This is a genomic window from Acetobacter sp. (assembly GCF_047723915.1).
In the GTDB taxonomy this organism is placed as follows: Bacteria; Pseudomonadota; Alphaproteobacteria; order Acetobacterales; family Acetobacteraceae; genus Acetobacter.
This window is the reverse complement of record NZ_JBDOBQ010000005.1, coordinates 22,820-48,123: the sequence shown is the minus strand read 5'-3', so window position 1 is coordinate 48,123 and position 25,304 is coordinate 22,820. Positions and strand designations below refer to the sequence as shown.

At 65.4% G+C, this 25,304-nt stretch carries 20 protein-coding genes and 2 tRNA genes; 11 read left to right on the top strand and 11 right to left on the bottom strand.

What is annotated here, in order from left to right:
• Positions 1 to 6 precede the first annotated feature (6 nt).
• The 3 genes from atpA to ABF990_RS04835 all read right to left on the bottom strand — a co-directional run bounded on the left by atpA (position 7) and on the right by ABF990_RS04835 (position 2,524).
• A complete protein-coding gene (atpA, locus tag ABF990_RS04845) occupies positions 7 to 1,542 on the bottom strand; it encodes a F0F1 ATP synthase subunit alpha (RefSeq protein WP_415499911.1) in 1,536 nt (511 codons plus the stop codon).
• A complete protein-coding gene (gene atpH, locus ABF990_RS04840) occupies positions 1,542 to 2,159 on the bottom strand; it encodes an ATP synthase F1 subunit delta (protein ID WP_415491221.1) in 618 nt (205 codons plus the stop codon). The genes atpA and atpH overlap by 1 nt, the downstream gene beginning before the upstream one ends.
• Positions 2,160 to 2,450: 291 nt before the next feature.
• A tRNA-Gly gene (locus ABF990_RS04835) sits at positions 2,451 to 2,524 on the bottom strand.
• A 481-nt stretch (positions 2,525 to 3,005) separates the two neighbouring features.
• Here ABF990_RS04835 and ABF990_RS04830 point away from each other — a divergent pair.
• The 4 genes from ABF990_RS04830 to ABF990_RS04815 all read left to right on the top strand — a co-directional run bounded on the left by ABF990_RS04830 (position 3,006) and on the right by ABF990_RS04815 (position 5,725).
• Positions 3,006 to 3,082: transfer RNA gene (locus ABF990_RS04830), tRNA-Trp, on the top strand.
• Between the two features lie 130 nt (positions 3,083 to 3,212).
• Complete coding sequence (gene secE / locus ABF990_RS04825) at positions 3,213 to 3,407, top strand: preprotein translocase subunit SecE (RefSeq protein WP_207845290.1); 195 nt, start codon at positions 3,213 to 3,215, stop codon at positions 3,405 to 3,407.
• Between the two features lie 9 nt (positions 3,408 to 3,416).
• Positions 3,417 to 3,947, top strand: coding sequence for a transcription termination/antitermination protein NusG (gene nusG, locus ABF990_RS04820; protein WP_207845289.1), 531 nt, complete (start codon positions 3,417 to 3,419; stop codon positions 3,945 to 3,947).
• A 149-nt stretch (positions 3,948 to 4,096) separates the two neighbouring features.
• Positions 4,097 to 5,725, top strand: coding sequence for an NAD-dependent malic enzyme (locus ABF990_RS04815; RefSeq protein ID WP_415499912.1), 1,629 nt, complete (start codon positions 4,097 to 4,099; stop codon positions 5,723 to 5,725).
• A gap of 47 nt (positions 5,726 to 5,772) precedes the next feature.
• Here ABF990_RS04815 and ABF990_RS04810 read toward each other — a convergent pair whose 3' ends face one another.
• Together ABF990_RS04810 and ABF990_RS04805 are read right to left on the bottom strand one after the other, a co-directional pair.
• A complete protein-coding gene (locus ABF990_RS04810; protein ID WP_415499913.1) occupies positions 5,773 to 7,872 on the bottom strand; it encodes a prolyl oligopeptidase family serine peptidase in 2,100 nt (699 codons plus the stop codon).
• A gap of 117 nt (positions 7,873 to 7,989) precedes the next feature.
• On the bottom strand, positions 7,990 to 8,124 hold the full coding sequence (locus ABF990_RS04805) for a hypothetical protein (protein WP_415499914.1): 135 nt from the start codon (positions 8,122 to 8,124) through the stop codon (positions 7,990 to 7,992).
• A gap of 113 nt (positions 8,125 to 8,237) precedes the next feature.
• Here ABF990_RS04805 and ABF990_RS04800 point away from each other — a divergent pair, with 113 nt between their 5' ends.
• Entirely contained in the window at positions 8,238 to 8,831 is a 594-nt protein-coding gene (locus ABF990_RS04800; RefSeq protein ID WP_415491233.1) for a DedA family protein, read from the top strand.
• Positions 8,831 to 9,778 carry an SDR family oxidoreductase gene (locus tag ABF990_RS04795; RefSeq protein ID WP_415499923.1) on the top strand — a complete coding sequence of 316 codons (948 nt, stop codon included), beginning with the start codon at positions 8,831 to 8,833 and terminating at the stop codon, positions 9,776 to 9,778. The genes ABF990_RS04800 and ABF990_RS04795 overlap by 1 nt, the downstream gene beginning before the upstream one ends.
• A 117-nt stretch (positions 9,779 to 9,895) precedes the next feature.
• On the opposite strand, the gene ABF990_RS04790 is transcribed toward ABF990_RS04795, so the two are convergent.
• A complete protein-coding gene (locus tag ABF990_RS04790; protein ID WP_415499915.1) occupies positions 9,896 to 12,325 on the bottom strand; it encodes a helicase-related protein in 2,430 nt (809 codons plus the stop codon).
• A gap of 494 nt (positions 12,326 to 12,819) precedes the next feature.
• Between ABF990_RS04790 and ABF990_RS04785 the strand changes: the two genes are divergently transcribed.
• The 4 genes from ABF990_RS04785 (at position 12,820) to ABF990_RS04770 (ending at position 18,545) form a co-directional block, all read left to right on the top strand.
• Positions 12,820 to 13,716 (top strand): ferredoxin--NADP reductase, encoded by an 897-nt coding sequence (locus ABF990_RS04785; RefSeq protein WP_415499916.1) that lies wholly within the window; start codon positions 12,820 to 12,822, stop codon positions 13,714 to 13,716.
• Positions 13,717 to 13,910: 194 nt separating this feature from the next.
• Positions 13,911 to 15,308, top strand: a complete 1,398-nt coding sequence (gene gorA / locus ABF990_RS04780) for a glutathione-disulfide reductase (protein WP_415499917.1) — start codon at positions 13,911 to 13,913, stop codon at positions 15,306 to 15,308.
• 143 nt (positions 15,309 to 15,451) lie between these two features.
• Positions 15,452 to 16,765: a dihydroorotase gene (locus tag ABF990_RS04775; RefSeq protein ID WP_415491231.1), complete on the top strand. Its 1,314-nt coding sequence runs from the start codon at positions 15,452 to 15,454 to the stop codon at positions 16,763 to 16,765.
• A 496-nt stretch (positions 16,766 to 17,261) separates the two neighbouring features.
• Positions 17,262 to 18,545, top strand: a complete 1,284-nt coding sequence (locus tag ABF990_RS04770; protein ID WP_415491215.1) for an MFS transporter — start codon at positions 17,262 to 17,264, stop codon at positions 18,543 to 18,545.
• A 513-nt stretch (positions 18,546 to 19,058) separates the two neighbouring features.
• On the opposite strand, the gene ABF990_RS04765 is transcribed toward ABF990_RS04770, so the two are convergent.
• From ABF990_RS04765 to ABF990_RS04755, 3 genes are read right to left on the bottom strand one after another with little or no spacing between them, the layout of a single operon-like run.
• Complete coding sequence (locus tag ABF990_RS04765) at positions 19,059 to 19,523, bottom strand: hypothetical protein (protein WP_415491214.1); 465 nt, start codon at positions 19,521 to 19,523, stop codon at positions 19,059 to 19,061.
• Positions 19,524 to 19,529: 6 nt separating this feature from the next.
• On the bottom strand, positions 19,530 to 20,675 hold the full coding sequence (locus ABF990_RS04760) for a DegT/DnrJ/EryC1/StrS family aminotransferase (protein ID WP_415491213.1): 1,146 nt from the start codon (positions 20,673 to 20,675) through the stop codon (positions 19,530 to 19,532).
• The gene (locus ABF990_RS04755) at positions 20,672 to 22,897 is read right to left on the bottom strand and encodes a polysaccharide biosynthesis protein (protein ID WP_415491212.1); all 2,226 of its coding nucleotides are present in this window, start codon (positions 22,895 to 22,897) and stop codon (positions 20,672 to 20,674) included. Before ABF990_RS04755 ends, ABF990_RS04760 begins: the two co-directional genes overlap by 4 nt.
• Positions 22,898 to 22,962: 65 nt before the next feature.
• Here ABF990_RS04755 and ABF990_RS04750 point away from each other — a divergent pair, with 65 nt between their 5' ends.
• Positions 22,963 to 23,988 carry a UDP-phosphate alpha-N-acetylglucosaminephosphotransferase gene (locus ABF990_RS04750; RefSeq protein ID WP_415491211.1) on the top strand — a complete coding sequence of 342 codons (1,026 nt, stop codon included), beginning with the start codon at positions 22,963 to 22,965 and terminating at the stop codon, positions 23,986 to 23,988.
• A 91-nt stretch (positions 23,989 to 24,079) separates the two neighbouring features.
• On the opposite strand, the gene ABF990_RS04745 is transcribed toward ABF990_RS04750, so the two are convergent.
• Positions 24,080 to 24,523, bottom strand: a complete 444-nt coding sequence (locus ABF990_RS04745; protein ID WP_415491210.1) for a hypothetical protein — start codon at positions 24,521 to 24,523, stop codon at positions 24,080 to 24,082.
• A gap of 200 nt (positions 24,524 to 24,723) precedes the next feature.
• Positions 24,724 to 25,137 carry a MarR family winged helix-turn-helix transcriptional regulator gene (locus ABF990_RS04740; RefSeq protein WP_415491209.1) on the bottom strand — a complete coding sequence of 138 codons (414 nt, stop codon included), beginning with the start codon at positions 25,135 to 25,137 and terminating at the stop codon, positions 24,724 to 24,726.
• Positions 25,138 to 25,304 lie beyond the last annotated feature (167 nt).

Genomic DNA, 25,304 nt, shown 5'->3' with positions numbered 1-25,304 from the left:
GCTCCCTCAGCCCGCGAAGTTGCGGTTGAAGGTGGTCAGGTATTCCGTCAGCCGGGCTTCCAGTTCCTTGGAAAGAGCCTGTTCCTTGCCCAGCGTGTCGAGAATGTCCTTGCCAGCGCTACGGATATCGTCCAGCACCGCGCGTTCCCAGGCCACAACCTTGTTGACCGCGATCCCGTCAATGAAACCACGGGTGCCCGCGAACAGCAGCACAACCTGTTCCGCGACCGAAAGCGGTGAGGCCTGCGGCTGCTTGAGCAGCTCCACCAGCCGCGCACCACGGGCCAGCATTTTCTGCGTTGCCGGGTCCAGGTCGGACGCGAACTGCGAGAACGCTGCCATTTCGCGGTACTGGGCCAGTTCCAGCTTGATCTTGCCTGCGACCTGCTTCATCGCCTTGATCTGGGCGGCGGAGCCAACGCGGGAGACCGAGCCCCCGACGTTCACGGCAGGGCGGATACCCTTGTAGAACAGGTCGGTTTCAAGGAAGATCTGGCCATCGGTGATGGAAATGACGTTCGTGGGAATATAAGCCGCGACGTCACCTGCCTGGGTTTCGATCACCGGCAGGGCGGTCAGCGAACCGGCGCCGTGGGCGTCGGACATTTTCGCCGCACGTTCCAGCAGACGGGAATGCAGGAAGAACACGTCGCCCGGATAGGCCTCACGGCCCGGGGGACGGCGCAGCAGCAGGGACATCTGGCGGTAGGCCACGGCCTGCTTGGACAGATCGTCGTAGCAGATCAGGGCGTGCATGCCGTTGTCGCGAAAATATTCGCCCATGGCGCAGGCAGCATACGGTGCGAGATACTGCAGCGGAGCCGGGTCGGACGCGGTGGCGGCCACAACGATGGAGTATTTCATCGCACCCTTGGCTTCGAGCAGACGCACGAGCTGCGCGACGGTGGAACGCTTCTGGCCGACTGCGACGTAAATGCAGTAGAGCGACTTCTTGTCGTCGCCGGCATCGTTCACGGCTTTCTGCGCCAGAATGGTGTCGGTCAGGATGGTGGTCTTGCCGGTCTGGCGGTCACCGATCACGAGTTCGCGCTGACCACGGCCGATCGGCACCAGGGCGTCGATCGCCTTGATCCCGGTCTGCATGGGTTCATGCACGGACTGGCGCGGCATGATGCCGGGCGCCTTGACTTCGGCACGGCGCAGTTCGACGTCGACCAGCGGCCCCTTGTCGTCAATGGGGTTACCCAGCCCGTCTACCACGCGGCCCAGCAGGCCCTTGCCGGTCGGAACACTGACCACCATGCCCGAACGGGTCACGGTGTCACCTTCGCGGATGTTGGTGTCGTCACCGAAAATGACGATACCGACATTGTCGCTTTCGAGGTTCAGGGCCATGCCCCGCTGGCCGACGGAGGGGAACTCCACCAGCTCGCCCGCCATCACATTCTGCAGGCCGAAAACGCGGGCAATGCCGTCGCCAACGGACAGAACAGTGCCGGTTTCGACAACATCAGATTCCTTGTCAAAAGAGGCAATCTGCTGCTTGAGGATATCCGAAATCTCTGCGGGACGGATTTCCATCACGCGGCTCCCTTCATGGCGTAATGCAAACGAAACAGGCGGGTCTTGAGGCTCGCGTCATACAGCTTCGCCCCTACACGCACGACAAGGCCGCCGAGCAGGGAAGAATCGACACGCTCACGAATAGTAATGCGGGAATACCCGGCCTCGGCCAGGCGCGCCTGAAGCTGGGCGCGCTGTTCGGCCGAAAGCGGTATGGCGCTGGACACTTCGGCCACGACCTCACCCCGGCGGGCAATGGCCAGCGCGTCGAGCGCGGCCAGGATACGGCGCAGCACGGGCAGACGGCGGTTATCGGCCACCACACCCACGAAATTCTGCAAAAGCTTGCCGAAACCCTGCGCCTCGAGCACGGCCTGCAAGGCCTTGCGAGACACCAGGATATCAAGCCGCCTGTCTTCGAGAACGGTGCGCAGCGGCGCACTTTCATCGATCAGGCGGGCCAGGGCCTCGCCTTCATCCAGGACGGCATCCAACTGCCGCTGCTCGGCTGCGAGATCGTAGAGTGCCGTCGCATAGCGGCCTTCCAGACCGTTGGCAGCAAAAGCAACCGGTTGTGCTGTCGTTACGCCCGAGGCCACCACTCTTTGGTTCTTTCCTTCTGTGCGCGCCGGCATTCCACACTGAAACCACACCCCGCCGACCATCCTGCGGACGAACCGGTTCGAGGCATCTATCGGCGCGGCCTCTAGCATGCCCGTAACAGCCACGCAACCGGCACGAAGACCCAATTTTTATCGCGGGGCCGAACACGCGCGTTTTGGCCGCAGGGCCGAGACATAAAAATGGCCCCGAACGGGGCTAACACGAGACATAAAATACCTAGCCGGCGCAGCAGCGCCAACAGAAGAGCCCAACGACCGCACCGGGGAAGAAGATGAAAACAGACGCGACCGGCAGGAAAAAACTGGAGCGGGCAGAGGGAATCGAACCCTCCTCGGTAACTTGGAAGGCTACTGCATTACCACTATGCTATGCCCGCGCGCCCTGCTGGCTTCATACCCTCAAACGCCAAAAGCGCGCAAGCCCTCCAGGCTGTGGGCGATGCGGCATCCGGGCGGCGACCGTGCCACACCCCGCGTTGCGCCGTGGCGCTGAACGCCAGCACACCGCCACGACGGCACCTGCCCGGCCGATCCGCCATGTGCTGCCCGGCGCGATATTGGGGCGCATGCTCCATAACCGCCCCGCAGGTGCGTGGTCCGTAAGGCGGAATGGGACATAAGGACCGGACGAAGACCGCAGGGTGTCGGATGCGGCGGCCGGTTCGGGAGCCTGTTGCAGGCGGTATTGTGGATCGTGCCGGAGGCGTGTCGGGGGCCGGTTCAGGCAAAATCAGTCGTGGCCTCTTGACTTTGGGCGCGCAACATATTTTGTTCCGCCTCCTGCGATGGTCGCTTAAGTGGCTGGTCAGACCCATAGCTTTCCGTTATAGGTCTTCCCAGCCGTGGCGGACACGCTGCAGGGGTGTAGCTCAATTGGCTAGAGTGCCGGTCTCCAAAACCGGAGGTTGTGGGTTCGAGACCCTCCACCCCTGCCAGTTTTTTCTGGTGCCGTACGAGTAAAAATCCCGCTTCCTTCCTGATAGTGTGGTTTTTCTTGCGATGGCCATGCGAAGTTCAGGGCCGCCTCCAGTTTCAGCGGAGCAGGCAGAGAAGAGAGGTTGGTTCGTGTCGCTCAGTCCCGGTAAGTTCCTGCATGACGTGCGCGCCGAGGCGGAACGGGTCACATGGCCCTCCCGCCGGGCGACGCTTGTAACCACCGGGGCCGTTCTGGCCATGGCGGGCATGGCATCCATCTTCTTCTTTGTCGTGGACCAGCTGATCGGCCTGGGTCTGCGCCAACTTTTCGGGCTGGGAGGCTGAGGAAACGACATGGCCAAGCGCTGGTATGTGGTTCACGTCTATTCGGGCTTTGAAAAGAAGATCGCCCAGTTCATCCGCGAGGAAGCGGAACAGAAAGGGCTGAGCGACCATATTGACGAGATCATGGTTCCTTCCGAGGAAGTGATTGAAATGCGCCGTGGCCAGAAGGTCAGTACCGAGCGCAAGTTCTTTCCGGGCTATGTTCTGATCAAAATGGAAATGACCGACGAAACCTGGCATCTGGTCAAGGATTCGCCCAAGGTCACCGGCTTTCTGGGCACCCGCAACCGCCCCACCCCGATTTCCGCGGCGGAAGCGGAACGCATTATCCAGCAGACGGAAGAGGGCGTTCAGCACCCCCGCTCCGCTGTTACGTTCGAAGTGGGCGAGCAGATTCGCGTGGCCGACGGACCGTTCACCTCCTTCAACGGTATTATCGAGGAAGTGGACGAGGAAAAGGGCCGCCTGAAGGTCAGCGTTTCCATTTTCGGGCGCTCCACCCCGGTGGACCTGGAATTCAACCAGGTAGAAAAGCTGTAAGCGCTTTTCACGTTTTCGCACATTTTTTCAAGGCGGCCTCGGGCCGCCTTTTTTTATGCCCATGCTTCTCCCGGTTCTGAAACCCTCGCCACGCAGCCCGTGTTTGCAGTGTGGGGAGGCGTTACAGCCTGCCCGTTCAAGGAGTCGTCATGTCATCCGCACTACATCCCAAAGGCCTGGCCCTTCTCAACAACGCGCGGCTTAACAAGGGCACGGCCTTTACGCAGGAGGAGCGCCGCCTTTACGGGCTGGAAGGCCTGCTGCCAACACAGGTGGAAAGCCTGGACCGCCAGGTGGAGCGAATCCACCGGCATCTGGACGCCAAGGACAGCAATCTTGATCGCTATATTTACCTGAGCGGCCTGCGCGACCAGAACGAAACCCTGTTCTACCGGGTGCTGATGTCCAACCCGGCCCGGTTCGTGCCCATTGTCTACGCCCCGACCCTTGCCGCCGTATGCCAGCAGTTCAGCCATATCTACCGGCGGCCAAGGGGCATGTATATCAGCCTGGACATGCGCGGGCGTATTCGCGACGTGCTGGAAAACTGGCCCGCGCGCGACGTGCAATTCCTGTGCGTGACAACGGGCGGGCGCATTCTGGGACTGGGCGATATCGGGGTGAACGGCATGGGCATTCCTATCGGCAAGCTGGACCTCTACACCGCCTGTGGCGCGGTGCCACCTGCGGTGCTGCTGCCCGTTCAGCTCGATATCGGAACCACGAACAGCGCCCTGCGCGCCGACCCGCTGTATCTGGGCCTGCGCCGCGAACCGCCCCCGGCCCACGAACTGGACGGTTTTGTGGAGGAATTCGTGCAGGCCGTGCAGGATATTTTTCCCCACGCCTGCCTGCATTTCGAGGACTGGAAAGGCACGGACGCCATCCGCTACCTGGAAAAATACCGCAACCGCGTGCTGTGCTACAACGACGACATACAGGGCACCGCCGCCGTAACGCTGGCGGGGCTGATCTCCGCCCTTGAAATCAAGGGCGAGCCCCTTGCGGCGCAGCGGTTCCTGTTTCTTGGCGCGGGGTCTTCGGGGCTGGGTATCGCGGATATGCTGGTTTCAGCCATGCGGCAGGAAGGGCTGTCGGAACAGGCGGCCATCGAACGCATAACCCTGATGGACGCGGGCGGCCTGCTTGAGACGTCGCGCACCGATCTTGCGCCCCAGCAGGCCCGTTTCGCCAAAAACATGCCCGCCACGGACAGCCTGCCGGACGTGGTGGACGCCGTGCGTCCGTCGGTGCTGATTGGCGTATCCACCGCGGGTGGCGCCTTTACCCGCCCGGTGGTGGAAGCCATGGCCCGCATTACCGAACGGCCGATTCTCTTCGCGCTGTCCCTGCCCGAGACCAACGCGGAATGCACGGCCGAACAGGCTTACGAATGGTCGAAAGGCCGGGCGCTGTTCGCGGCGGGCCTGCAATTTCCCGAAGTTACGCTGCACGGGCACAGTTTCTATCCGGGGCAGGCCAATAATTTTTATATTTTCCCGGCCCTGGGTCTGGCTGTCTATGCCACCCGCCCGAAACTGATGACCGATGACGTGGTGATCGAATCGGCCCGGGCGCTGGCGGGGCAGGTTGGCGCAACAGCGCGCGAACGCGGCAGGCTTTACCCCCCGCAGGACGATATTCTCGATGTCTGCGTGACGTCGGCGGCGCGAATCGCGGAATATATTTTCGACCGGGGCATGGCCACGGTGGACCGCCCCACAGATATCCGCGCCTGGATCGAAGGCCTGACCTACCGTCCGCATTACGAGACCTGACCCCGCCCTGCCCCGGCCCCAGAGCCCGGTCAGGCCCCTGGCAGGTTTTATGCAGGGTTTGATTCAGGCTCTGCCTCGGGCTGGTAGGGCGTAAAGCCGAAAACCCGGCCGTAGAACGCCAGTTCCTCCCCCAGTGCCGCGCGGATGGTGCTTTCCCTGCGAAAACCGTGTCCTTCACCGGGGAATTCGCGCAGGTGGCAGGGTGTGCCCACGGCCCGCAGCGCCCGGGCCATGGCATGGGCCTGCGAAGGCGGCACAACCTTGTCTTCCGCCCCCTGCAACAGCAGCACGGGAGATGTGATACGCCCCGCGACCGACAGGGGCGAACGCGCCAGATACACCGATTCGGCCTGTGGCCACGGACCGATCAGCCCGTCGAGGTAACGCGATTCGAACTTGTGTGTCTCCTGCGCCAGAGCGCGCAGGTCCGTCACGCCGTACAGGCTCACCCCCGCCGCAAACAGCCCGGATTCGGCCAGGGCCACCAGCACGGTCATGCCACCTGCGCTGGACCCCCGAATCGCAACCCGATTCGCATCCACCAGCCCGGCCTCAATGACGTGACGTGCGGCGGCTATGCAGTCCGCCACATCCACAACGCCCCACTGCCCCAGCAGACGGTTGCGCCATGCGCGGCCGAATCCGGTCGAGCCACCGTAATTGACGTCCAGCACGGCAAAGCCGCGCGACGTCCACCACTGCACCTTGAAGGAAAAACTGTCCTGCGCCCGCGCGGTCGGCCCCCCGTGTACCTGCACGATCAGCGGCGGGCGTTCACCCTCCGGCCCGCAAAAACCGGCATTGGTGGGCGGGTAGAAAAATGCATGCCCCCGCAGGCCGTCCGCATCGGAGCCCGCATCGGAGCCCGCTCCGTCGCCCCCCGGGTCACGATTGGGCGAAAAACCGGGAACGGGAAATGTCAGTGACACCGGGCAGGCAATATCCCGCACCGCCAGCACAGGTGGTGCTGCGCGACGCACGCATATCGTTGGGCTGCCTGTGCCCGACCCGACCACAACGGCAGGCAGCCCGTCCGGTGGCGCATCCAGCCAGGCAAAGCCGCCATCGTCCATCGGCACGGGGCATTGCTCGGGGTGGCCGGCAAAGGGCGCGGTCTGCCCGCCTGCACTGCGCAGGACACACTGCCCTGCCCCGTCGCGCACAGCCAGAAACAGGCAGCCCCCGTCAGGCAGGGGCATGTAGCTGCGCTGGCCGAACACCCAGGCAGGCTGGCCGATCTCGCCCTCCGGCGCCGGGTAGGGCCGAAGGCTTTCCGCCGCATTCCCTCCGTCGGTCGGGACGGCAGAGGGCTGGAGAGGAACCTCCCACACACCCCACGCACCTGCCCGGTCAGATACGACCAGCAACCGGCCGTCCTGCGTCCAGCGCGGCTCGCCCAGGGATTCGGCCCCATTGGCCCCGGCCAGCACGCGGGGCTGTTCCACGGCCTCGATTGCGCCATCCGCCCCGCGCAGGACAGGGGCCACGCACAGGCGCGTCGCATCCCACGGCATGGCGGGGTGGTTCCATTCCACCCAGGCCAGGGTTGCGCCATCGGGCGACAGGGCCGGAGATGCGTAGAAATCCGCCCCCTGCACAAGAACGCGCCCGGCGGCACCGGCAGCACTACCCAGCGCTACAAGACTGGCCTGCGGTTCGGGGCCGGTGCGGTGGTCTTCCCGTACTGCCAGCACCATGCCGCTTCGCGGATCAAGGCGCAGGTCTGCGAAGCGCAGCCCTTCGGCCCCCGCCAGCAGGACCGCAGGACCCTGCCCACCCGGTGCTGACATGCCGTGCGGCAATGCGGCGCCACTGGCCAGAAACCAGACCTGCCCCGTCCGCCGGTCGGAACAGGCCACGCCATGCGGACCTGCGGCATAGGCCCCGCCGCCATATTCATGCACCCGCGTGCCGACATCGACATCCTGCGGCACGGCATCGTGCGCGCCTTCGGCCTGCGTCCAGCGCATGAGCGCGGTGCGCCCGCCTTCCGCCGGGCGGCGCTCCAGCCAGTAGACGGTCCGGCCCACGGCACTGACTTCCGACAGGGTCAGCGTCTTGCCGGCCACAAGCCCGGCGGTTACGGGGGAGGGCCAGCTCCCGTAAGGAAGAGGCACGGGGCGCGAGGCATCTCGGTCATGTATCATGCGTTACACTCTAGCATGCCCGTGCTGGCAAACCCATCGGCCCGGGCATGCCTGTTCATCGGCCGCCGACCGGCCTGCCAACTGGACTGGCTACCGACCCGCCCAATGGCCTGTTCATCAACCCGTCTGCCGACCCGCCCACAGGTCCGCGGCCAACCCGGCAGCCGCCCGCTCAAGCCTGCCCGTGACAGCCCCGGCCGCTTTCGGGGTTGACAGCAGGGGAACGACACGGTTCCTCCGTGTCTGCGTCATGCGTTCTCACACCCTGAACTGGATCGTTCATTCTGGCACACGCTCTGGAAACCATCTTTTCGCTTGATTACCTGATCAGCCTGTTTGCCCGGTACGGCTACGGCGTGATCGGCGTGGTGGTCATGCTGGAAAGCATGGGCCTTCCCCTGCCCGCCGAAAGCCTGCTGATTACCGGCGCGCTGTTCTGCGCCACCACGCACCAGCTCCAGATCGAAGGGGTGATCATCGCGGGGGTGACAGGGGCTGTCATGGGCGACAACCTGGGCTACCTGATCGGCCATGCGCTGGGCCTGCGCCTGCTGGGCCGGTACGGCCCCAAATTCGGGCTGACCCCGCAAAGGCTGCTGCTGGGGCGGTACGTCTTTCTCAAGCACGGGGGGCCGGTGGTCTTTCTGGGCCGGTTTATCGCGGTGCTGCGCATGTTCGTGGCCCTTCTGGCCGGGGCGAACCGCATGCCGTGGCATTCGTTCCTGTTCTATAATGCGGTGGGCGGGCTGTTCTGGGCTGGCGGTTACGCGTTCTGCGCCTATATGCTGGGCAGCCAGATCATACGGCTTTCGGGCTGGTTCGCCCTGGCGTTCGGCCTGATTGCGGTGGTCCTTATTCTCACGGCTCTTGTGTTCTTCAAACGCAACGAGAAACGCCTGACGGAGGAAGCCATGAAAGCAGCCGAGCACGATGAACGTCTCAAGGTCCTGCCATCATGATCGGCGCCAGACAGGCGTGGCGCGTGGATGCCAGCCGCCCGGACCTGCGCGGGCAGGTCGCGCTGGTGACCGGGGCCAATAGCGGGCTTGGCCTGCAGGCGGCACTGGGGCTCGCACACCGGGGGGCCAGACTTCTACTACCCGTACGCGACACACGCCGGGGGCTGGCGGCACTGGATCAGATCCGCGCCACCTGCCCGCAGGCAGACGCGACACTGCTCCCGCTCGATCTGGCCAGCCTGCGTTCGGTAGCCGACTGCGCGGCACTGGTGGGCGAGCACACGGACAGGCTGGATATTCTCATCAACAATGCCGGGGTCATGGCCCCCACCCGCAGGCGTGAAACGGCGGACGGGTTCGAACTGCAGTTCGGCGTGAACCATCTGGGGCATTTCGCCCTGACCGGACACCTGCGCCCCCTGCTGGAAGCCGCGCCCCAGGGGGGCGTTGTCGTGACCGTGGCCAGTCTGGCCGCGGGGCGCAACACCATCCATTTCGACGACCTGCAAAGCCGCCACCGCTACAGCCCGTTCGGGGCCTACCAGCAGAGCAAGCTGGCCAACCTGCTGTTCACGCAGGAACTGGCCCGCCGCGCGGGTGAAAACGGCTGGAACCTGCATGCACGCGCCGCCCACCCTGGCTGGGCCGCCACATCCATCGTTCACAACGGTCAGGCCGCAAGCCTGCCAGCCCCCCTTGGCGCAATAGAAGATACGCTGGGCACTATCGTGCTGCGCGTGCTGGGCCAGTCGGCGGCACGCGGCGCGGAACCGCTGCTGTTCGCGGCCCTTTCCCCCACCGCGCGGGATGGGGATTATTACGGCCCGCAGGGCATGGGGGAACGGCGCGGCCCTCCGGGGCCTGCCCATGTGCCCGCAGCCGCGCGCAAGGCCAGCGCGGCCACCCGCCTGTGGGATGTTTCGGAACGCCTGACCGGCGTATTCTGACCCGGCGGGCCAGTACGCAGCGGGTCAGTCCGCAGCCCGCCACCGCTGCAGACCCTGTGCGCCGTCAGCCGTCACCCGGCCTGCCCCATGTCATGGCAGGAAGCAGCGGGCGGAGGGTTAGAATTTCTGCGTGCGCCGGGCGCGGCTCTGCTGGCGCAGAACGCTTTCGATCCAGTCGTTCAGGCGGCGGGTCGTGTCCTCGGCCTCTTCCCGGTCGGGGTAGAAGTCCGGAAAACGCAGGGCCAGCCAGCGCCATGCCACAAGACGCTTGTGGCGTTTTTCAGCCCGTTCCAGTTCCTCGCGCCCGGCCCGCTCGGCAGAGGGCAGGTGCCCGCTGCCCGGTGGCAGCACCTTGCGCCCCGCCGCATGGTCCGCCGCCCAGCCCACCAGACGGCGAATACCGTTGTCGCGGTCATCGACCGGGCACATGGCGTAGGCCCAGCGCATGGCAAGGTCCAGCCCTTCCACCCCTTCCAGGGCGGAGGCAATGGCAAAGGCCTGCTCCATGTCCGACAGGCGGTAATTGGGGTCGTCCTTGCGCAGAACCGCACGATGAATCCGGGCCAGCACCCCGTACAGGCTTTGCGAGCCGATTTCCGACGCCACGGCTTTGACGATATCCACATCCGGCTGCACGAAAGGCCGCAGGTCGGCCGGCAGTTCGGGGTCCGCCTCCAGCTGGCGGCGCACGAAGGAGGGGCTGCCCGCCCCGGCCAGCACGGCCACCACGCCGGTTTCATGCTTGCCGAAACGCCCCGCGCGACCGCCGATCTGCTTGACTTCCTGCACGGTCAGGTCCCGTGTCTGGCGGCCGTCGTATTTCTTGAGCGACGCGAACACCACCCGCTTGATGGACAGGTTCAGCCCCATGCCGATGGCATCCGTCGCCACCAGAATATCGGCCTGCCCGTTGTTGAACCGCTGGGCCTCGGCCCGGCGCACCTCGGGGCTGAGGGCACCATACACCGCCGCGACCCGCTTGCCGTGCTGCATGAGGGCTGCGCGCAGGTCCAGCACCTCGCGCCGGGAGAACGCGATCAGCGCATCGCCCGCACCCAGTTCGGCCAGCCTTACCGGCTGCGATGCCGCACGCAGGGGGCTTTTGCGTTCGAGCGAGATTTCATCCAGCGGGTCGCCACAGAGTTCGGCAATGCGCCGCACCATGGGAATGCAGTCCGGAGCACCCAGAACGTACAGGTGCCGCGCGGGCGCCCCCATGATGGCCGCCGTCCACGCCGCACCGCGGTCGGTATCGAACAGCATCTGCGCTTCGTCGATCACCGCCACGTCGACAGGATTGTAGAACGGACACATTTCCACCGTTGCCGCCAGATGGCGGCTGCCGGGCACCAGAATGCGCTCCTCCCCCGTGGACAGGGACGCCTCAACCCCGCGCGCGGCCAGCGCTTCGCGGAATTCGTGGGCCAGCAGGCGCAGGGGGGCCAGGGCAAGCCCGCTTTCGGCCTGGGCCAGGGCGTTCAGCGCCGTGTAGGACTTGCCGCTGTTGGTCGGCCCCGTCACCAGTGTAAGGCGGCGGTTGAGCGCGCGCGCCGTGCGGAAATGGGCCGCGTACCGATCCAGTGCCGCCACCCGCGCAATCACGGCATTTGCCACCTTGCGGCCCATGTCCGGGGCCACGGGTGCTGAACCGCCACGACCCGCACCCCCCGCCGGCCCCGGATTACCCTGTCCCGCGCCGCCCTGCCCTGCACCCCCCTGCGCGCCTCCCTGCCCGGAGCCACGCCGCCATTCGGGCAACTGGGTGCGCAGGGCCACCAGCGTCGCGGGGTCGAACTCCCACCGTTCCCGCCCACCGGATTCGAGCACCTTGCGGGCCACCGGCAGGCGGTTCTCAGCTATCCAGCGCAACGCCTCGCGCGGCGAGCAATGCAGCAGGCGCGGCACCTCGCTGAACGGAACAAGGCTTTCCTCCCATGTGCGCAGGTGTTCCTCTTCCTGCTCGCGCCGTTCGCGCCCGACTTTCTCGATCCGGCTGGTGGCGGTCTGCCGCTGGCTTTCCTCCCGCCTTGCGGTTTCCAGGAACGGGTCGTCGGCCCCCAGCCCGAACGCCACGGCAATGGCCATCAGCAGCAGGTCGGTCTGGGCGGGGGACAGCACACGCCCGGTATCCACCAGATCCGCCTGCACCGCCGCGAATACGGCCCGGGGGGAGGTTCCGTATTCGCGCAGCCGGGCCTCGGCCACCGGGGCCAGGGCGCGTTCAAGGGCTGCGTCATCCGCCTCGGGGTCCGTAATACCGGCCACGGCCTGTTCGATCTCGGCCCGCATGATCCACACACGACCGCTGCGGCGGGTGCGGTCGATCAGGCGCGAGATCCATTTCTTCTGGCGCACCACGCACAGGATCTGGCGGTATTTCTCATCCGGCACATCCTGCGTGCCGGGTTCGAGGGCACGGGCCAGCCGGCGCAGGACTTCGGGCTCCTCCCTGCTTTCGGGAACAAGGCCTGTGCGGGCCATGACATGGGCCAGGGCCTGCCGGGCGGGAGAGAAGGGGCGGCCTGCAATGGGATCGTCTGGAGTCATGGCCTACTCTTGCGTCATCCCGCACGCGGGAACAATGCCAAGCCGCCCCGGTCCCCAAAATTTAAGACAAACCGACGCGACGCAGGCAGGGGCGCACTGCCTTGCACCGCCTGCGCGGCCTTGTTAAAAATGCTGTAAATCCGGCCAAGGGCGACCCCCCGCGCCTGCTCCCCCCGGGGTGTTTCCCCGCAGGTGTTTTTTGGGGTGTTATCCGGGGGGCTTTCGCGGCCATGGTCCCCGGACACATGCCCCGGCCCATGATTGCCCGGGCATGCTCTGGGTATCGCCCCCGCGCCGGGTGGGTTAACCACGATTATTTTGGGGCATTTACCACGCGCGAACAGGTCCCGTGATGAATTTGCACTGGCGTTCCGGGCCACCGCCCCTTAAAAACGCCGCCAACGTTTCAAGAGTCTCCGGTGTCATGATGGTCCCGCGCCATGCCAGCCGGACCATTCCTTCTGATCTGCTACAAGCGGAGTACAAAGCGGTCCATGTCTGAAACCATTTTTGAACACGACGTTCTTCCCCGGATGTCCGCCTCTGAAGTGCCAAGCAGCCTGCTGCCGGTGGAAGGCCAGGACGGCGTGTGGCACCTTGCCCCGCCCACCAAGGAATACGGCAACCTGTATCCCGCCAAGGTGCTGAGCGTGCACCACTGGACCGACCGGCTGTTCACGTTCACCACCACGCGTGACCCCGGCCTGCGGTTCGAGAACGGGCAGTTCGCCATGATCGGGATCGAGGTGGACGGCAAGCCCCTGCTGCGCGCCTATTCCATTGCCTCGCCCAATTATGCCGACGAGATGGAATTCCTGTCCATTGCCGTGCCCGACGGTCCGCTGACCTCGCGCCTGCGCCACGTCAAGATCGGCGATACGGTGCTGATCGGCCGCAAACCCACCGGCACGCTGCTGCTGGACAACCTGCGCCCCGGCCGCAACCTGTATTTCCTGTCCACGGGCACGGGGCTGGCCCCGTTCATGAGCCTGATCAAGGACCCTGAATGCTACGAGCGGTACGAGCATGTGATTCTCAGCCACACGGTGCGTATTTCGGGCGAACTGGCCTATGCCAACCATATCCGCCACGAACTGCCCAGGCATGAATTCCTGGGCGAGGACATTGCGGGCAAGCTGCTTTACTACCCCGCCGTCACGCGCGAGGACTTTGCCGTAACCGACCGCATTACCAAGCTGATCGAAAGTGGCAAGATCTTCACCGACCTGAACATCCCCGAACTGGACCCCGAGCATGACCGTGTCATGATCTGCGGTTCGCCCGAGATGCTGGCCGATACGGAAGCCCTGCTCCAGGCCCGTGGTTTCGATGAAGGCAACATGTCCACCCCCGGCGCCTACGTGGTGGAAAAAGCGTTCGCAGAACGCTGAAGCCCCAGCCAGTGCGCGCCCGGTTCGTGACCTGCGGCCTTAACCCCCGCAGGCCGGTCCGGTCCGCGCGCAGCCGGACCCGCGTCCGGCCCGTTTGAACCCGGGCCCCCGCTACCACGGGCCTGCATCCGTCAGGTCCGTCATATTCGGGGCCCGTCATCCCCGGCATCACCCCGCAGCAGGAGTACGCCCGCTTGGCTTATGATTTCGATCTTCTTGTCATTGGAGCGGGGTCTGGCGGCGTACGCTGCGCACGCATGGCGGCCAGCTACGGCGCGCGCGTGGCCGTGGTGGAAAGCCGCCACTGGGGTGGCACCTGCGTCAACCTGGGCTGCGTACCCAAGAAGTTGATGGTCCAGGCCAGCGAATTTGGTGATCTGGTGCATGACAGCCATGGCTTTGGCTGGACCACCGCACCCGGCACGCATGACTGGGCCACGCTGATTGCCGCCAAGGACCGCGAAATTACGCGGCTGAACGGCATTTATGTTTCCATGCTTGAAAAGGCGGGCGTCACGCTGCTGACAGGCCATGCCCGCTTTGTGGACGGCCATACGCTCAGCATCGAGCCGTCCGAACTGGCGCCCACCGCCACACCGCAGACCGTCACGGCGGAACGGATCGTGATTGCGACCGGCTCCACCCCGTTCCGGCCCGATTTCACGGGTGTCGAACTGGCCATTACGTCTGATCAGGCGTTTCACCTGCCCGAACGGCCCCAGCGCGTGGTGCTGCTGGGCAGCGGCTATATCGGCATTGAATTCGCGGGAATTTTCGCGGGTCTTGGGTCCCGCGTGGATCTGGTCTACCGGCGCGACCTGCCCCTGCGCGGTTTTGACGAGGACATGCGCACAGCCCTGTCCGAGGCCATTGCCGTGCGCGGCATTACCCAGCACCGCCACACCAACCCCGTCAGCCTGGAACGTGACGGGGCCGATCTGGTCCTGGCGCTGGATGACGGCCGGAGCCTGCGCGCCGACTGCGTTTTTCTGGCCACCGGGCGGCGGCCCAAAATCGACGGTCTGGGGCTTGAGAACACCGATGTCGTCACGGTGGAGAACGGCCGCATTCAGGTGGATGACACCAGCGAGACGGCGCATCCCGGCATTTACGCCATTGGCGACGTGACCGACCGCATCAACCTGACCCCCGTGGCCATTGCCGAAGGCCATACCCTGGCGGACCGCCTGTTCGGCACCGCCCCACCCCGGCAGTGGTGTTACGCCACAACGCCCAAGGCGGTGTTTTTCTCGCCGCCGCTGGCCAGCGTGGGGCTGACCGAAACCGAAGCCGCGCAGAACGGCACGGTGGATATCTACCTGACGCGCTTTACCCCCATGCGGCATACGCTGGGCGGGCGGCGCGACCGCAAGACGGTCATGAAACTGGTGGTGGACCAGGCCAGCCAGAAGGTGGTGGGCGTGCATATTCTGGGTGACGACGCACCGGAAATGCTCCAGGCCGTGGCGGTCGCGGTCACGGCAGGGCTGACCAAGGCGGATTTCGACCGCACCATCGGTATCCACCCGACCTCGGCCGAGGAACTGGTGACCATGCGCACCCGCACGCGCGAAACCCTTAAAAGCGGCTGACCGGCAGACATATCCCCTTTGCCAGCAGCAGAGACGCAAGGACAAGAACCGTGGCATCCTCGACCAGCACCCCCGACCAGTCCTCCGACCCGACAGTCCATGGCGCGCATGATACCCATGGGGCCACCGGGCGCGGCCACGACCTGGCCCTGAAGAACGGCACCGTTGTCCTGCCCGACGGCACGGTGCAGACCACGGTTTACGTGCGTGACGGGCTGATCAGCGCCCTGGGGGGGGATGCCCCGGCCGCGCGCGTGATCGACTGCACGGGCCTGACCATTCTGCCCGGCGTGATCGACACGCAGGTGCATTTTCGCGAGCCCGGCGCAGAAGAAAACGAAAACCTCGAATCCGGCAGCCGCTCGGCCGTGCTGGGTGGGGTGACCGGCGTTTTCGAAATGCCCAACACCAAGCCCACCACCTCCACCCCCGAGGCCGTAGCCGACAAGCTGGCCCGCGCCCGGGATCGCATGTGGTGCGAGCACGCTTTTTACGTAGGTGCGACATCGGACAATGCCGATGACTGCGGCACCCTTGAAAAACTGCCGGGCACAGCCGGAATCAAGGTGTTCATGGGGTCATCCACCGGCAACCTGCTGGTGTCCGAGGACGCAATGCTGGAACGGGTTCTGCAATCCGGACAGCGCCGCGTGGCCATTCATGCCGAGGACGAAGCCCGGCTGAAAGCCCGCCTGGACGAACGGGTGGAAGGAGATGCCGCATCCCACCCTGTCTGGCGCGATGACGAAACCGCCCTGCGGGCCACGCGCCGTGTGCTGGCCCTGGCGCGCAAGACCGGGCGCCGCGTGCATATCCTGCATGTGACCACCCCGGCGGAACTGGAACTGATCGCCCAGCACCGCGATATCGCCAGCTGTGAGCTTACCCCCCAGCACCTGACCCTGTGCGCGGAAGACGCCTACCCCCGCCTGGGCACACTGGCACAGATGAACCCGCCCATCCGCTCCAGGGCGCACCGTGAAGGACTGTGGCACTGGGTCAGCCAGGGCCTGCCCGATGTCATCGGCTCTGACCATGCCCCCCACGGGCTGGAGGCCAAGGGTCGCCCTTACCCGGCATCTCCCTCGGGCATGCCGGGTGTGCAGACCCTGCTGCCGCTCATGCTCGACCATGTCGCCCACCACCGCATGACCCTGCGCCGCCTGGTCGACCTGACCTCCGCCGGGGCGCAGCGCCTGTTCGGGCTGGTGCGCAAAGGCCGCATAGCCGTAGGCTACGACGCCGATTTCACGGTCGTGGACCTGAAGGCCCGCTGGACCATCGAGGAAAACTGGCTGGCCTCGCGCTGCGGCTGGTCGCCCTTTACGGGCCAGAGCATTACGGGCCGGCCGGTCGGCACGATCATTCGCGGCCATCAGGTCATGTGGGAAGGCACACTGGCGGACAAGGCCATCGGCCAGCCCTTCCGCTTCGACTCGACCGACCGTCCCGCCTGAAAAAACGACCGGAAGCCTGAAAAAAGCGGGCAAAAAGGGCGGGCAAAGGTCCGGTAAAACCGGCCACCAAAAGCCCGCTGGTAAAAATCCTCTGGTAAAGCCTGTGGGGCACCGCATAGCGGACACACACCCTGCTGCAAGACCCAGCAGGCACTGTCCGCACGACGCCTGCTCCCGTATGCAGGTCCGGGTCCGGCAGGAGCCTAGGCTGGTCTGACAACCAGGCGGCCCCGGCCATGGGCTGCGCCACCAGCATTCCGGCGTTGGTAGAACCGGGGTATGGGCGTCGGGCCCGGACCGCGTACGCATCTGCCAGAGTGCGCGCCCGAGCGCGTATCAGAGCGCTGCCGGGGCGGGCGGGAAAAGAGGCCGCGCCAAAAACAGCATGGACGGGGCGTTTCCTCACCTTTTATAAGCATGCATCCTGCGGGCTGGGCCGACCGACACGTTCGGCCCAGCCCCGATCACCCGGCCCCCTCGTTACGGACCTGTATCCATGTCGTCTTTTTCAGCAACGGCGGTGCCATCGGCTGCCCTTTCACGCTCCCAGCTCAGAACCTTTGCCCTCGCCTCCCTCGGCGGGGCTCTGGAATTTTACGATTTCGTCATTTTCGCCTTTCTGGCCAAGCTGATCGCGACCCATTTCTTCCCCTCCAGCCAGAGCGAATGGCTGCGCCAGACCGAAGCGTTCGGGCTGTTCGGCGCGGGCTACCTCGTGCGGCCGCTGGGCGGCATGATCATGGCGCATTTTGGCGATATGGCGGGCCGCAAGAAGGTCTTTACCTTCAGCGTGCTGCTGATGGCCGTGCCCACGCTGCTGATCGGCCTGCTGCCCGGCTATGAAACCATCGGGGCCGCGGCGCCGCTGGGCCTGCTGCTGCTGCGCGTCATGCAGGGGGCGGCCATCGGGGGGGAAGCACCCGGAGGCTGGGTGTTTGTCAGCGAACATGCCCCGCCACACCGCGCGGGGCTGGCCGCAGGGTTGCTGACCGGCGGACTGACCGGGGGCATTCTGCTGGGTTCGATCGTGATCCTGACGCTGAACGTGGTTCTGACGCCCAAGGACGTGGCCGACTGGGGCTGGCGCGTACCGTTCCTGATTGGCGGCGTTTTCGGCCTTGGCGCCATGGTGCTACGCCGCTGGCTGGACGAAACCCCCGTTTTCCGCGAAATGCATGCCCGCGCCGAAACGGCCGAAACACTGCCCGTGAAAATTCTGCTGCGCGACCACCGCCGGGCCATTATATGCTCGATGCTGACGACCTGGACCCTGACGGCAGGCGGTATCGTGGTGGTGCTGATGATGCCCCCGCTGATGCAGAGCCTGCACAACATTCCCCCCGCCCAGACCATGCTGGCCAGCCTGAGTGCGACGGTCTGCCTGACGATCGGGGTTGTCACGGCGGGAGCCCTGACCGATTTTGTCGCCATGCGGAAACTGGCGGTTACCTGCGCTCTGGTGCTGATTTTCGGCGCGTTCGGGCTGTACGGCCTGTCGCCGCTGTTTCCGGGCACGCTGGTGTTCTGGGCGGGGCTGAGCGGGCTGTGCTGCGCCTTTATCGGGCTGGTGCCGGTGGGCATGCTGCGCGCTTTTCCCGCCAAGGTGCGTTTTTCGGGGCTGTCGCTGTCCTACAACCTGTCCTACGCGATTTCGGGCGGGCTGACGCCTGCGGCCATTTCGTCACTGACACTGCACACGCCTGTCGCCCCGGCCATTTATGTGGCGCTGACCGCAGTTATCGGCGGGATCGGCCTGTGGTTCTCGCCGCGTGAACGCTGAACGGGCACCCGTTCAGCAACAGGCCTGCGCGTGTAAAGCGGATGTCAGGCGCGCAGGACTGACCCGCACCCGTCGCGTGAACGGCCCTGACGAGTGAACGGCCCTGACGAATGGCCCGGATAAGCAGCCCCGGATAGGGTGGCCCCGACAGGATGCCCCGCGACGGATTGCACCGGAATGGACTGCCCCCGAAACTGATTGCCCCGTGCAGGCTGCCCGGGCGGGCCGACCGGGGCCAGACCGAAGCGGGGCACCCCGAACGATGACCGCCCGAGCAATAACTGCCCGAACGGGAACAGCCGACAGCGCTGGCAGGAGCAGGCAATGAGATGCCGGTAGGGCCTGTCAGTGGGGCCGGTCCGTGGGCTGGTCAGTCAGGCTGCCGATGAAGCCAGCGGTGGGCCCGCCACCTGCGGCGTTGGCGTCGGAACATCGTGCCAGCCGAGGGTTGGAACCCACGTGTTTCCCCCCGCCGTTACAGCACGCTGGCCGCACCGGCGAGGGCTGTCCGTATTACGGGTAGCTGGAATGATGATAGGGAAAGCGGTCGACGATCATCCGCAGAGGCGCGAACTCCTTGTTGGAGAAGCTCTGCGTATGCACCTGCGTGCCGTCGGGCGATTCCACGAACACGGTGGCGTTCCAGTCCGCGGCGCTGATGCCGGTCCATAGCGTCAGCACCATCACATCCTTGCCCTGCGCGTCCTTGAGCAGCAGATGCGCATCCCCCGAGGAGGGCGGGGTACGGCTGAGCGGCCCCCAGCCGGATTTATGGTGTGCGGTCCAGTCATTGACGGTCCTGATTTCATCCGTGCTCAGCGCGCGGGTGCGGTGCATGGGCCCCACATCCACCGACCCGGACACCACCTGCGGAAAAATGACAGGCTTGAAGTTGGGGATCGCGAATGTCCAGATCAGGGCCGCCGTGCTGACCGTAAAAACCACAAACCCGATAATAAACGCCGTTTCCTTGCGCATTCCCGATTATCCTTCCTGAGCACAGACAGCAGCAATAACCCGGGCCACGTCTTCATCCGTCAGTTCGGGGTGAATGGGCAGGGCCAGAATCCGTTCGGCCAGCGCCTCTGACACCGGCATGGGCGCCCCGTCGTGGTGGGGGCGGTAGGCCGGCTGCCAGTGCAGCGGCAACGGGTAATAAATGGCCGATGGCACGCCTTTTTCCTTCAGCCGGGCCTGCAGGGCGTCACGCGCGGCACGGTCCTTGAGCAGAATGGCGTAAATGGCCCATGCGCTGCGGCTGTCAGGCACGCGCACGGGCACCTGCGCCACACCGGCCAGACCTTTGTCATACTGGGTGGCTATGGCGTCGCGCCGGGTCAGTTCACGGGCGAAATCGTCCAGCTTGGCCAGCAGAATGGCCGCCTGCAACGTATCAAGGCGCCCGTTCATGCCCGTGCGGAGCACCTCGTACCGGGTCGTGCCTTCACCATGCGTGCGCAGGGACCGGTACAGGGCCGCGCGTTCGGGGTCATCGGTCAGGATCGCACCGCCATCCCCATAGGCGCCCAGCGGCTTGGACGGGAAAAAGGACAGCGTAGTGGCCGTGGCCTCGCGCCCCAGGGGCCGGCCATGCAGTTCCGCCCCGAAGGACTGCGCGCAGTCGGCCAGCAGAAAAAGCCCTTCCTCCTGCGCAATGGCGCGCAGGGCGTCCCACGGTGCGGGCTGACCGAACAGGTCCACCCCCACAATGGCGCGCGGGCGCAGCACGCCCGCCTCACGCACGGCGCGAATCCGCGCGCGCAGGTGTTCGGGGTCGATCTGGAACGTGTCGGGATCAACATCGACAAAAACCGGCACAGCACCCAGCACCAGCGGCACCTCGGCCGTGGCGGTGTAGGTGAAGGCGGGCAGGAACACCGCATCGCCCCGGCCGATGCCCTCCGCCATCATGACGATCTGCAACGCATCCGTGCCCGAGGACACGGCCACGCATTCCGCCGCACCGCTCCACTGGGCCAGCCGGCCTTCCAGTTCCGTGACCTCCGGCCCCATGACGAACCGGCAATGCGCCAGCACCGCGTCGATCCGCGCCCGCAGGGCCGGCCCCAGCCGTTGCTGCTGGGCTGCGAGGTCGAGAAAAGCAATAGGCCTGTTATCCGAACTGTTCATGACGCTACCTGTTCCGTGCCATCGGTACTGACTGAGGCAGCCTGCGCGCCCGGTGACGTGACGGGCTGGATGCCAGATTGTGTGCCCCCATGGGTGGCCCCATGAATCCCCTCGTGAGTAGCCCCACCGGGGGGCTCACAGGGGTGCTCCTGGGCGCCCGCATGTACGCCGCCCTGCGCACCATCCTGCACGGCGCCCTGCGGGTCGGCGGACTGGCCTGCGGCGGTACCGGCCACAGGGGTCGCGGGGGAAGAAGGGTCCATCGGGGCAACGGGAGGGGCGGCGGTCCGGCGCACCTCTCCGTAGGGGTTATGATCGAATTCCGGCACCAGTGCCGCCAAATCCCGCAAGGCCGCCTTGTTATCCCCCATTCTGGCGCTGCGGGTCATCTGTTCCACCACATGGCTGACTTCGGCCAGGTCCACCACGCGTGGCGTGGCCATGAGCAGGCCCGGCGCATCTGTGGGAACCGGAGCCTCGCGCCCGTGGAACAGTTCTTCATACAGTTTTTCTCCGGCCCGCAAACCGGTGAAGCGGATGGCCACGTCCTCTTCAGGGCGCAGACCTGCCATGCGGATCATCTGGCGGGCCAGATCGACAATCTTGACCGGCTCGCCCATGTCGAGCACGAAAATGCCGCCGTGGCGCAGCAGCGCATCCGTGCCCGAACCGTCGGCCCCGCCCGCCATGCCGCGCACGCTGGCCTGCAACACAAGGCCCACGGCCTCAGGCACGGTCATGAAATAGCGGCGCATGTCCGGGTGGGTCACGGTCAGCGGCCCACCGCGTTCAAGCTGGCGGCGGAACAGCGGCACCACCGAACCGGTCGACCCCAGCACATTGCCGAACCGCACCGTAATGCAGCGCATGCCGCCTTCGGGGCTGGTCCGGGCCTTGATATCCATGGCCTGGCAGTACATTTCGGCCGCCCGCTTGGACGCCCCCATAAGGCTGGAGGGATTGACCGCCTTGTCGGTCGAAATCACCACCATGGCGCGCACGCCATGCCGGGCCGCGCTATCGGCCACCACCCGCGTGCCGTGCACGTTGGTCAGAATCCCTTCCGCCGGGTTGGCCTCGACAATGGGAACATGTTTGAGTGCCGCGGCATGGAACACCAGATCGGGGCGGAAATGGCCCATGAGCGCATCCATCCGCCCGGCGTCGCGCACATCGGCCACCACCACCTCACGCGGGATATGCCCCGCTGTTTCGGCCAGTTCGACATCGATCTGCCAGAGAGCGAATTCCCCATGGTCGAGCAGGATCAGCCTTCTGGCGCCCAGCCGCGCGATCTGGCGCACCAGTTCCGAACCAATGGTGCCGCCGGCCCCTGTCACCAGCACATTCTGCCCGCCGATCAGGCGTTCCATGCCGTCCAGGTCAAGGGCCACCTGGGGACGGTTGAGCAGGTCCTCCAGCGGTACGGGGCGCAACTGCACCCGTTCGGCCGGGGCCAGGTCGGTCAGGACCGGCGCGCGCAGCACGGCAATACCGTGTGCCGCCGCCGCATCCAGCACCGCTGTCAGCATCCGCCCCCGAAACGCCGGGTCTGTAATAACCAGAGACTCGGGCAGGCCACCCGCCTTGTCCAGCCGGTCCAGAATGGCGGGCAGGGTATCCACATGGCCGAGAATGGGCACGTTATGGATACGCCGCCCGGCCTGATGCGTGCCCAGGGCAACCAGACCCACGATCCTGATCCCGCTCTGGCCCGCACGCTCCAGCGCGCGCATATAGATATCGGCCGCGGTATCGGCCCCGATCAGGACAACACGCTGCTGCTGGGCACAGCGCAGCCGCCGTCCGTGCGCCAGCCGGTAGGCCACGCGCAGCCCCCCCAGCGCCACCAGCAGCACCAGCGCGTATATGACAGGGAACGTCAGGCTGGGCAGGGGAAAACCCGTCACAACCAGCCCCAGCGAAAACAGCGTGGCACTGGCGATGGACGCGCCGGCAATGCCCATAAGGTCGGACATGCCCGAAAACCGCCAGTATTGCTGCGGCATCCTGAACGGCAGGCCGCTGACGACAAGCGTGATGGCACCCCCCGCCACAAACCAGAGCGGGTGCAGCAGCCCGTCCTGCGGGGCGGCCAGCCAGCGTGCGACAGGCGCCGCCAGCGCAGCCAGAACACCGTCGAGCAGGACGTTCACGGCTATTCTGTTCAGCGGCCTGAGCCGGGGATTACGATGCAGTGCCTTGGAGCGTTGCGATGCCATTGTCTTGCTCCTATAGCCTAGCACCTGACATCCTAGAAGCAGCACAAACCAGATAGCAGTCTTTCATGCCCTTTTCTTTGCCCGTTGTGGCGTTTTTCTGCCTGTTCTGCGCCGCTGTGGTATCGGGCGCACTTGTGCGCGGCATGATCCGCCTTGCCGTGCTCGACCACCCCGGCCACCGCAGCGCGCATGCCCGGCCCACGCCCAAGGGGGGTGGGGTCGGGGTCATGGCGGCCTTTGTGCTGGGCTGGCCGGTCGTGCAGGCCATAAGCGGGCAGGTGGTGCTGTCTTCCACCTCTGTCATGACCGGGGCGGCGCTGTTCGTGCTCTGCGGTGTGTCCTGGCTGGACGACGTATACCAGTGGCCGCCTGCCATAAAATTCGCAGCCCAATGCGTGGCCGCCGCCCTTGTCGCGGGCAGCGGCATGGCGCTTGCCTGGCCCACGCCGCTGGGCGGGGCCATTCTGTCGGGGGTGTGGCTGGTGTTTATCTGCAACGCGATCAATTTCATGGACGGGCTGAACGGGCTTGTCGCGGGCTGCCTGCTGGTCGCGGGCCTTGTGCTGGCCGCCAGCGCAACACCGCTGGGTGTGGGCGAGGCAGCATTGCCCGCCCTGCTGCTGGCCTTCTGCCTGGCGGGTTTTCTGCCTTTCAACTTCCCAAAGGCGCGTATTTTCATGGGGGATGTGGGCAGTCAGGGCTGCGGCCTGCTGGCTGGCGCCGCAAGCCTGTATGTGGCGCGCCACACCCCGCTGCCCTCGGGCTGGCTGTTCGGCCCTGCCGTGCTGTTCCCGCTGGCCTATGACGTGCTGTTCACGCTGGTCCGGCGCAAGCTTGGGGGGCATTCCGTGGTTCAGGCCCATCGTGGGCATCTGTACCAGATCCTGCACCGCAGTGGTGTGCGGGTGCCCGCGATCTCAGGCATGGAATGGGGGTTCACGGCATGGAGCGGATTTGCCGCCTGCGCTGTCGCCCCTCTGCCGCTGCTGACCGGTCTTCTTGCAGTAACAGCCCTGATCGTGCCACCACAACTGGCTTGGACAGCCTATGCCGTGGCCCGCACGCGCCGCCACCCCGTAGGCCCGTGGTAACGCACAGGCATACGGGCACACCTGCACGAACCGGCCCCGGCAGGCACGGCCCCTCCGGTGCGCCGCCCGGTGGCCGCGCCGGAGAACCGTTTTATTTCAGTTTGAAGGTCAGGCCCTGGGCCGAGCTTGCAAGCCTTGCGCCCTTGGTCACGGTCTCGATCTTGATCCGCACACCGTTCTTGTTTTCAAGCACAAGGCCGCCCACCCCTTCGCCCAGCGTGGCTTCGCCGTGGACTGCACCATATGTACCCTCGAAATCCTTGACCCGGTGCAGGTTATAGACCGTCCCTTTCCCAGCAATGGTGGAAAAGCCGACAGCGGCTATTGTCGCCCCGTCAACGGAAAACGGATAATTACGATGATTGAACCGTAGCTGGCCCTTGCCCCAGGTATAGCCGACACCGACATCGGCCGACTTGATTTCCATGGTCATGGTGCCGGTGGGCGCACCCAGCGCATCAGCCGCGTGGGCCATTGGGGCAGCGCTCAGCGAAACCGCGAGCACGCCTGCCCCTATCAAGGATGAAAATCGCATGACTGCCGTCCTTCTTTTATTTCTTCCTCCCTGGCACGACACCCTGCGCGCAGGGCATGGTCATGACCGGGATGGTTGAAAAAAGAACGCTTCAGCCTTTACGAAGTTGCCCGTAACCGCAGGTTTGCCCGGCAGGCAGGCCCGGTTGCGCGCATGGAACACAACCCCGGCCTCCCTGCCCGGCCCCTGCCGGCCGCAGATCAGGCTGCCGCGACGCGGCGCAGCCTGCGAACGGTTGCCGTCTTGTCTTCCTGGCGGGTCTTCTTGCCGGTTTCGTTGGCGGCGTCACCCATGACGGAACGGATTTCCTTGAGGTAGGCTGCCCCTTTGGGCGTACGCTGCACCAGCACGGAGCGGCGATCCAGCGGGTCCACCTTGCGGCGTGTCAGGTCCAGTTCACCCAGACGGTCCAGCGCGCGGGTAATCGCGGGCTTGGACACATTCAGGCTGGCCGCAAGGCCACGCACCGTGTGCCCGCTTTCATCCAGGTAGCATGTCAGGAACACCGCCAGCTGGCGGGCGGACAGATCCGGCCCCGCGCCCTTGACGAGAGAAACGATCGTATCACGCAGGGTCCGTACAAGATCCTCTGATTTTTCTACAGTCTGAACCATAACTCCACTTTCCTTTCCGGACCGGCCATCCGACTGTTCGGGGGCTGCCCAGTTTCCTTTTCCGGCCCGGATTAAAGCCAGATCATCCATTACTCCGGTTTATATAGGAACCGAAACAACTTAATTAACCCTCTAATACAGAAATAGTTTCGCTCATTCATGTGACG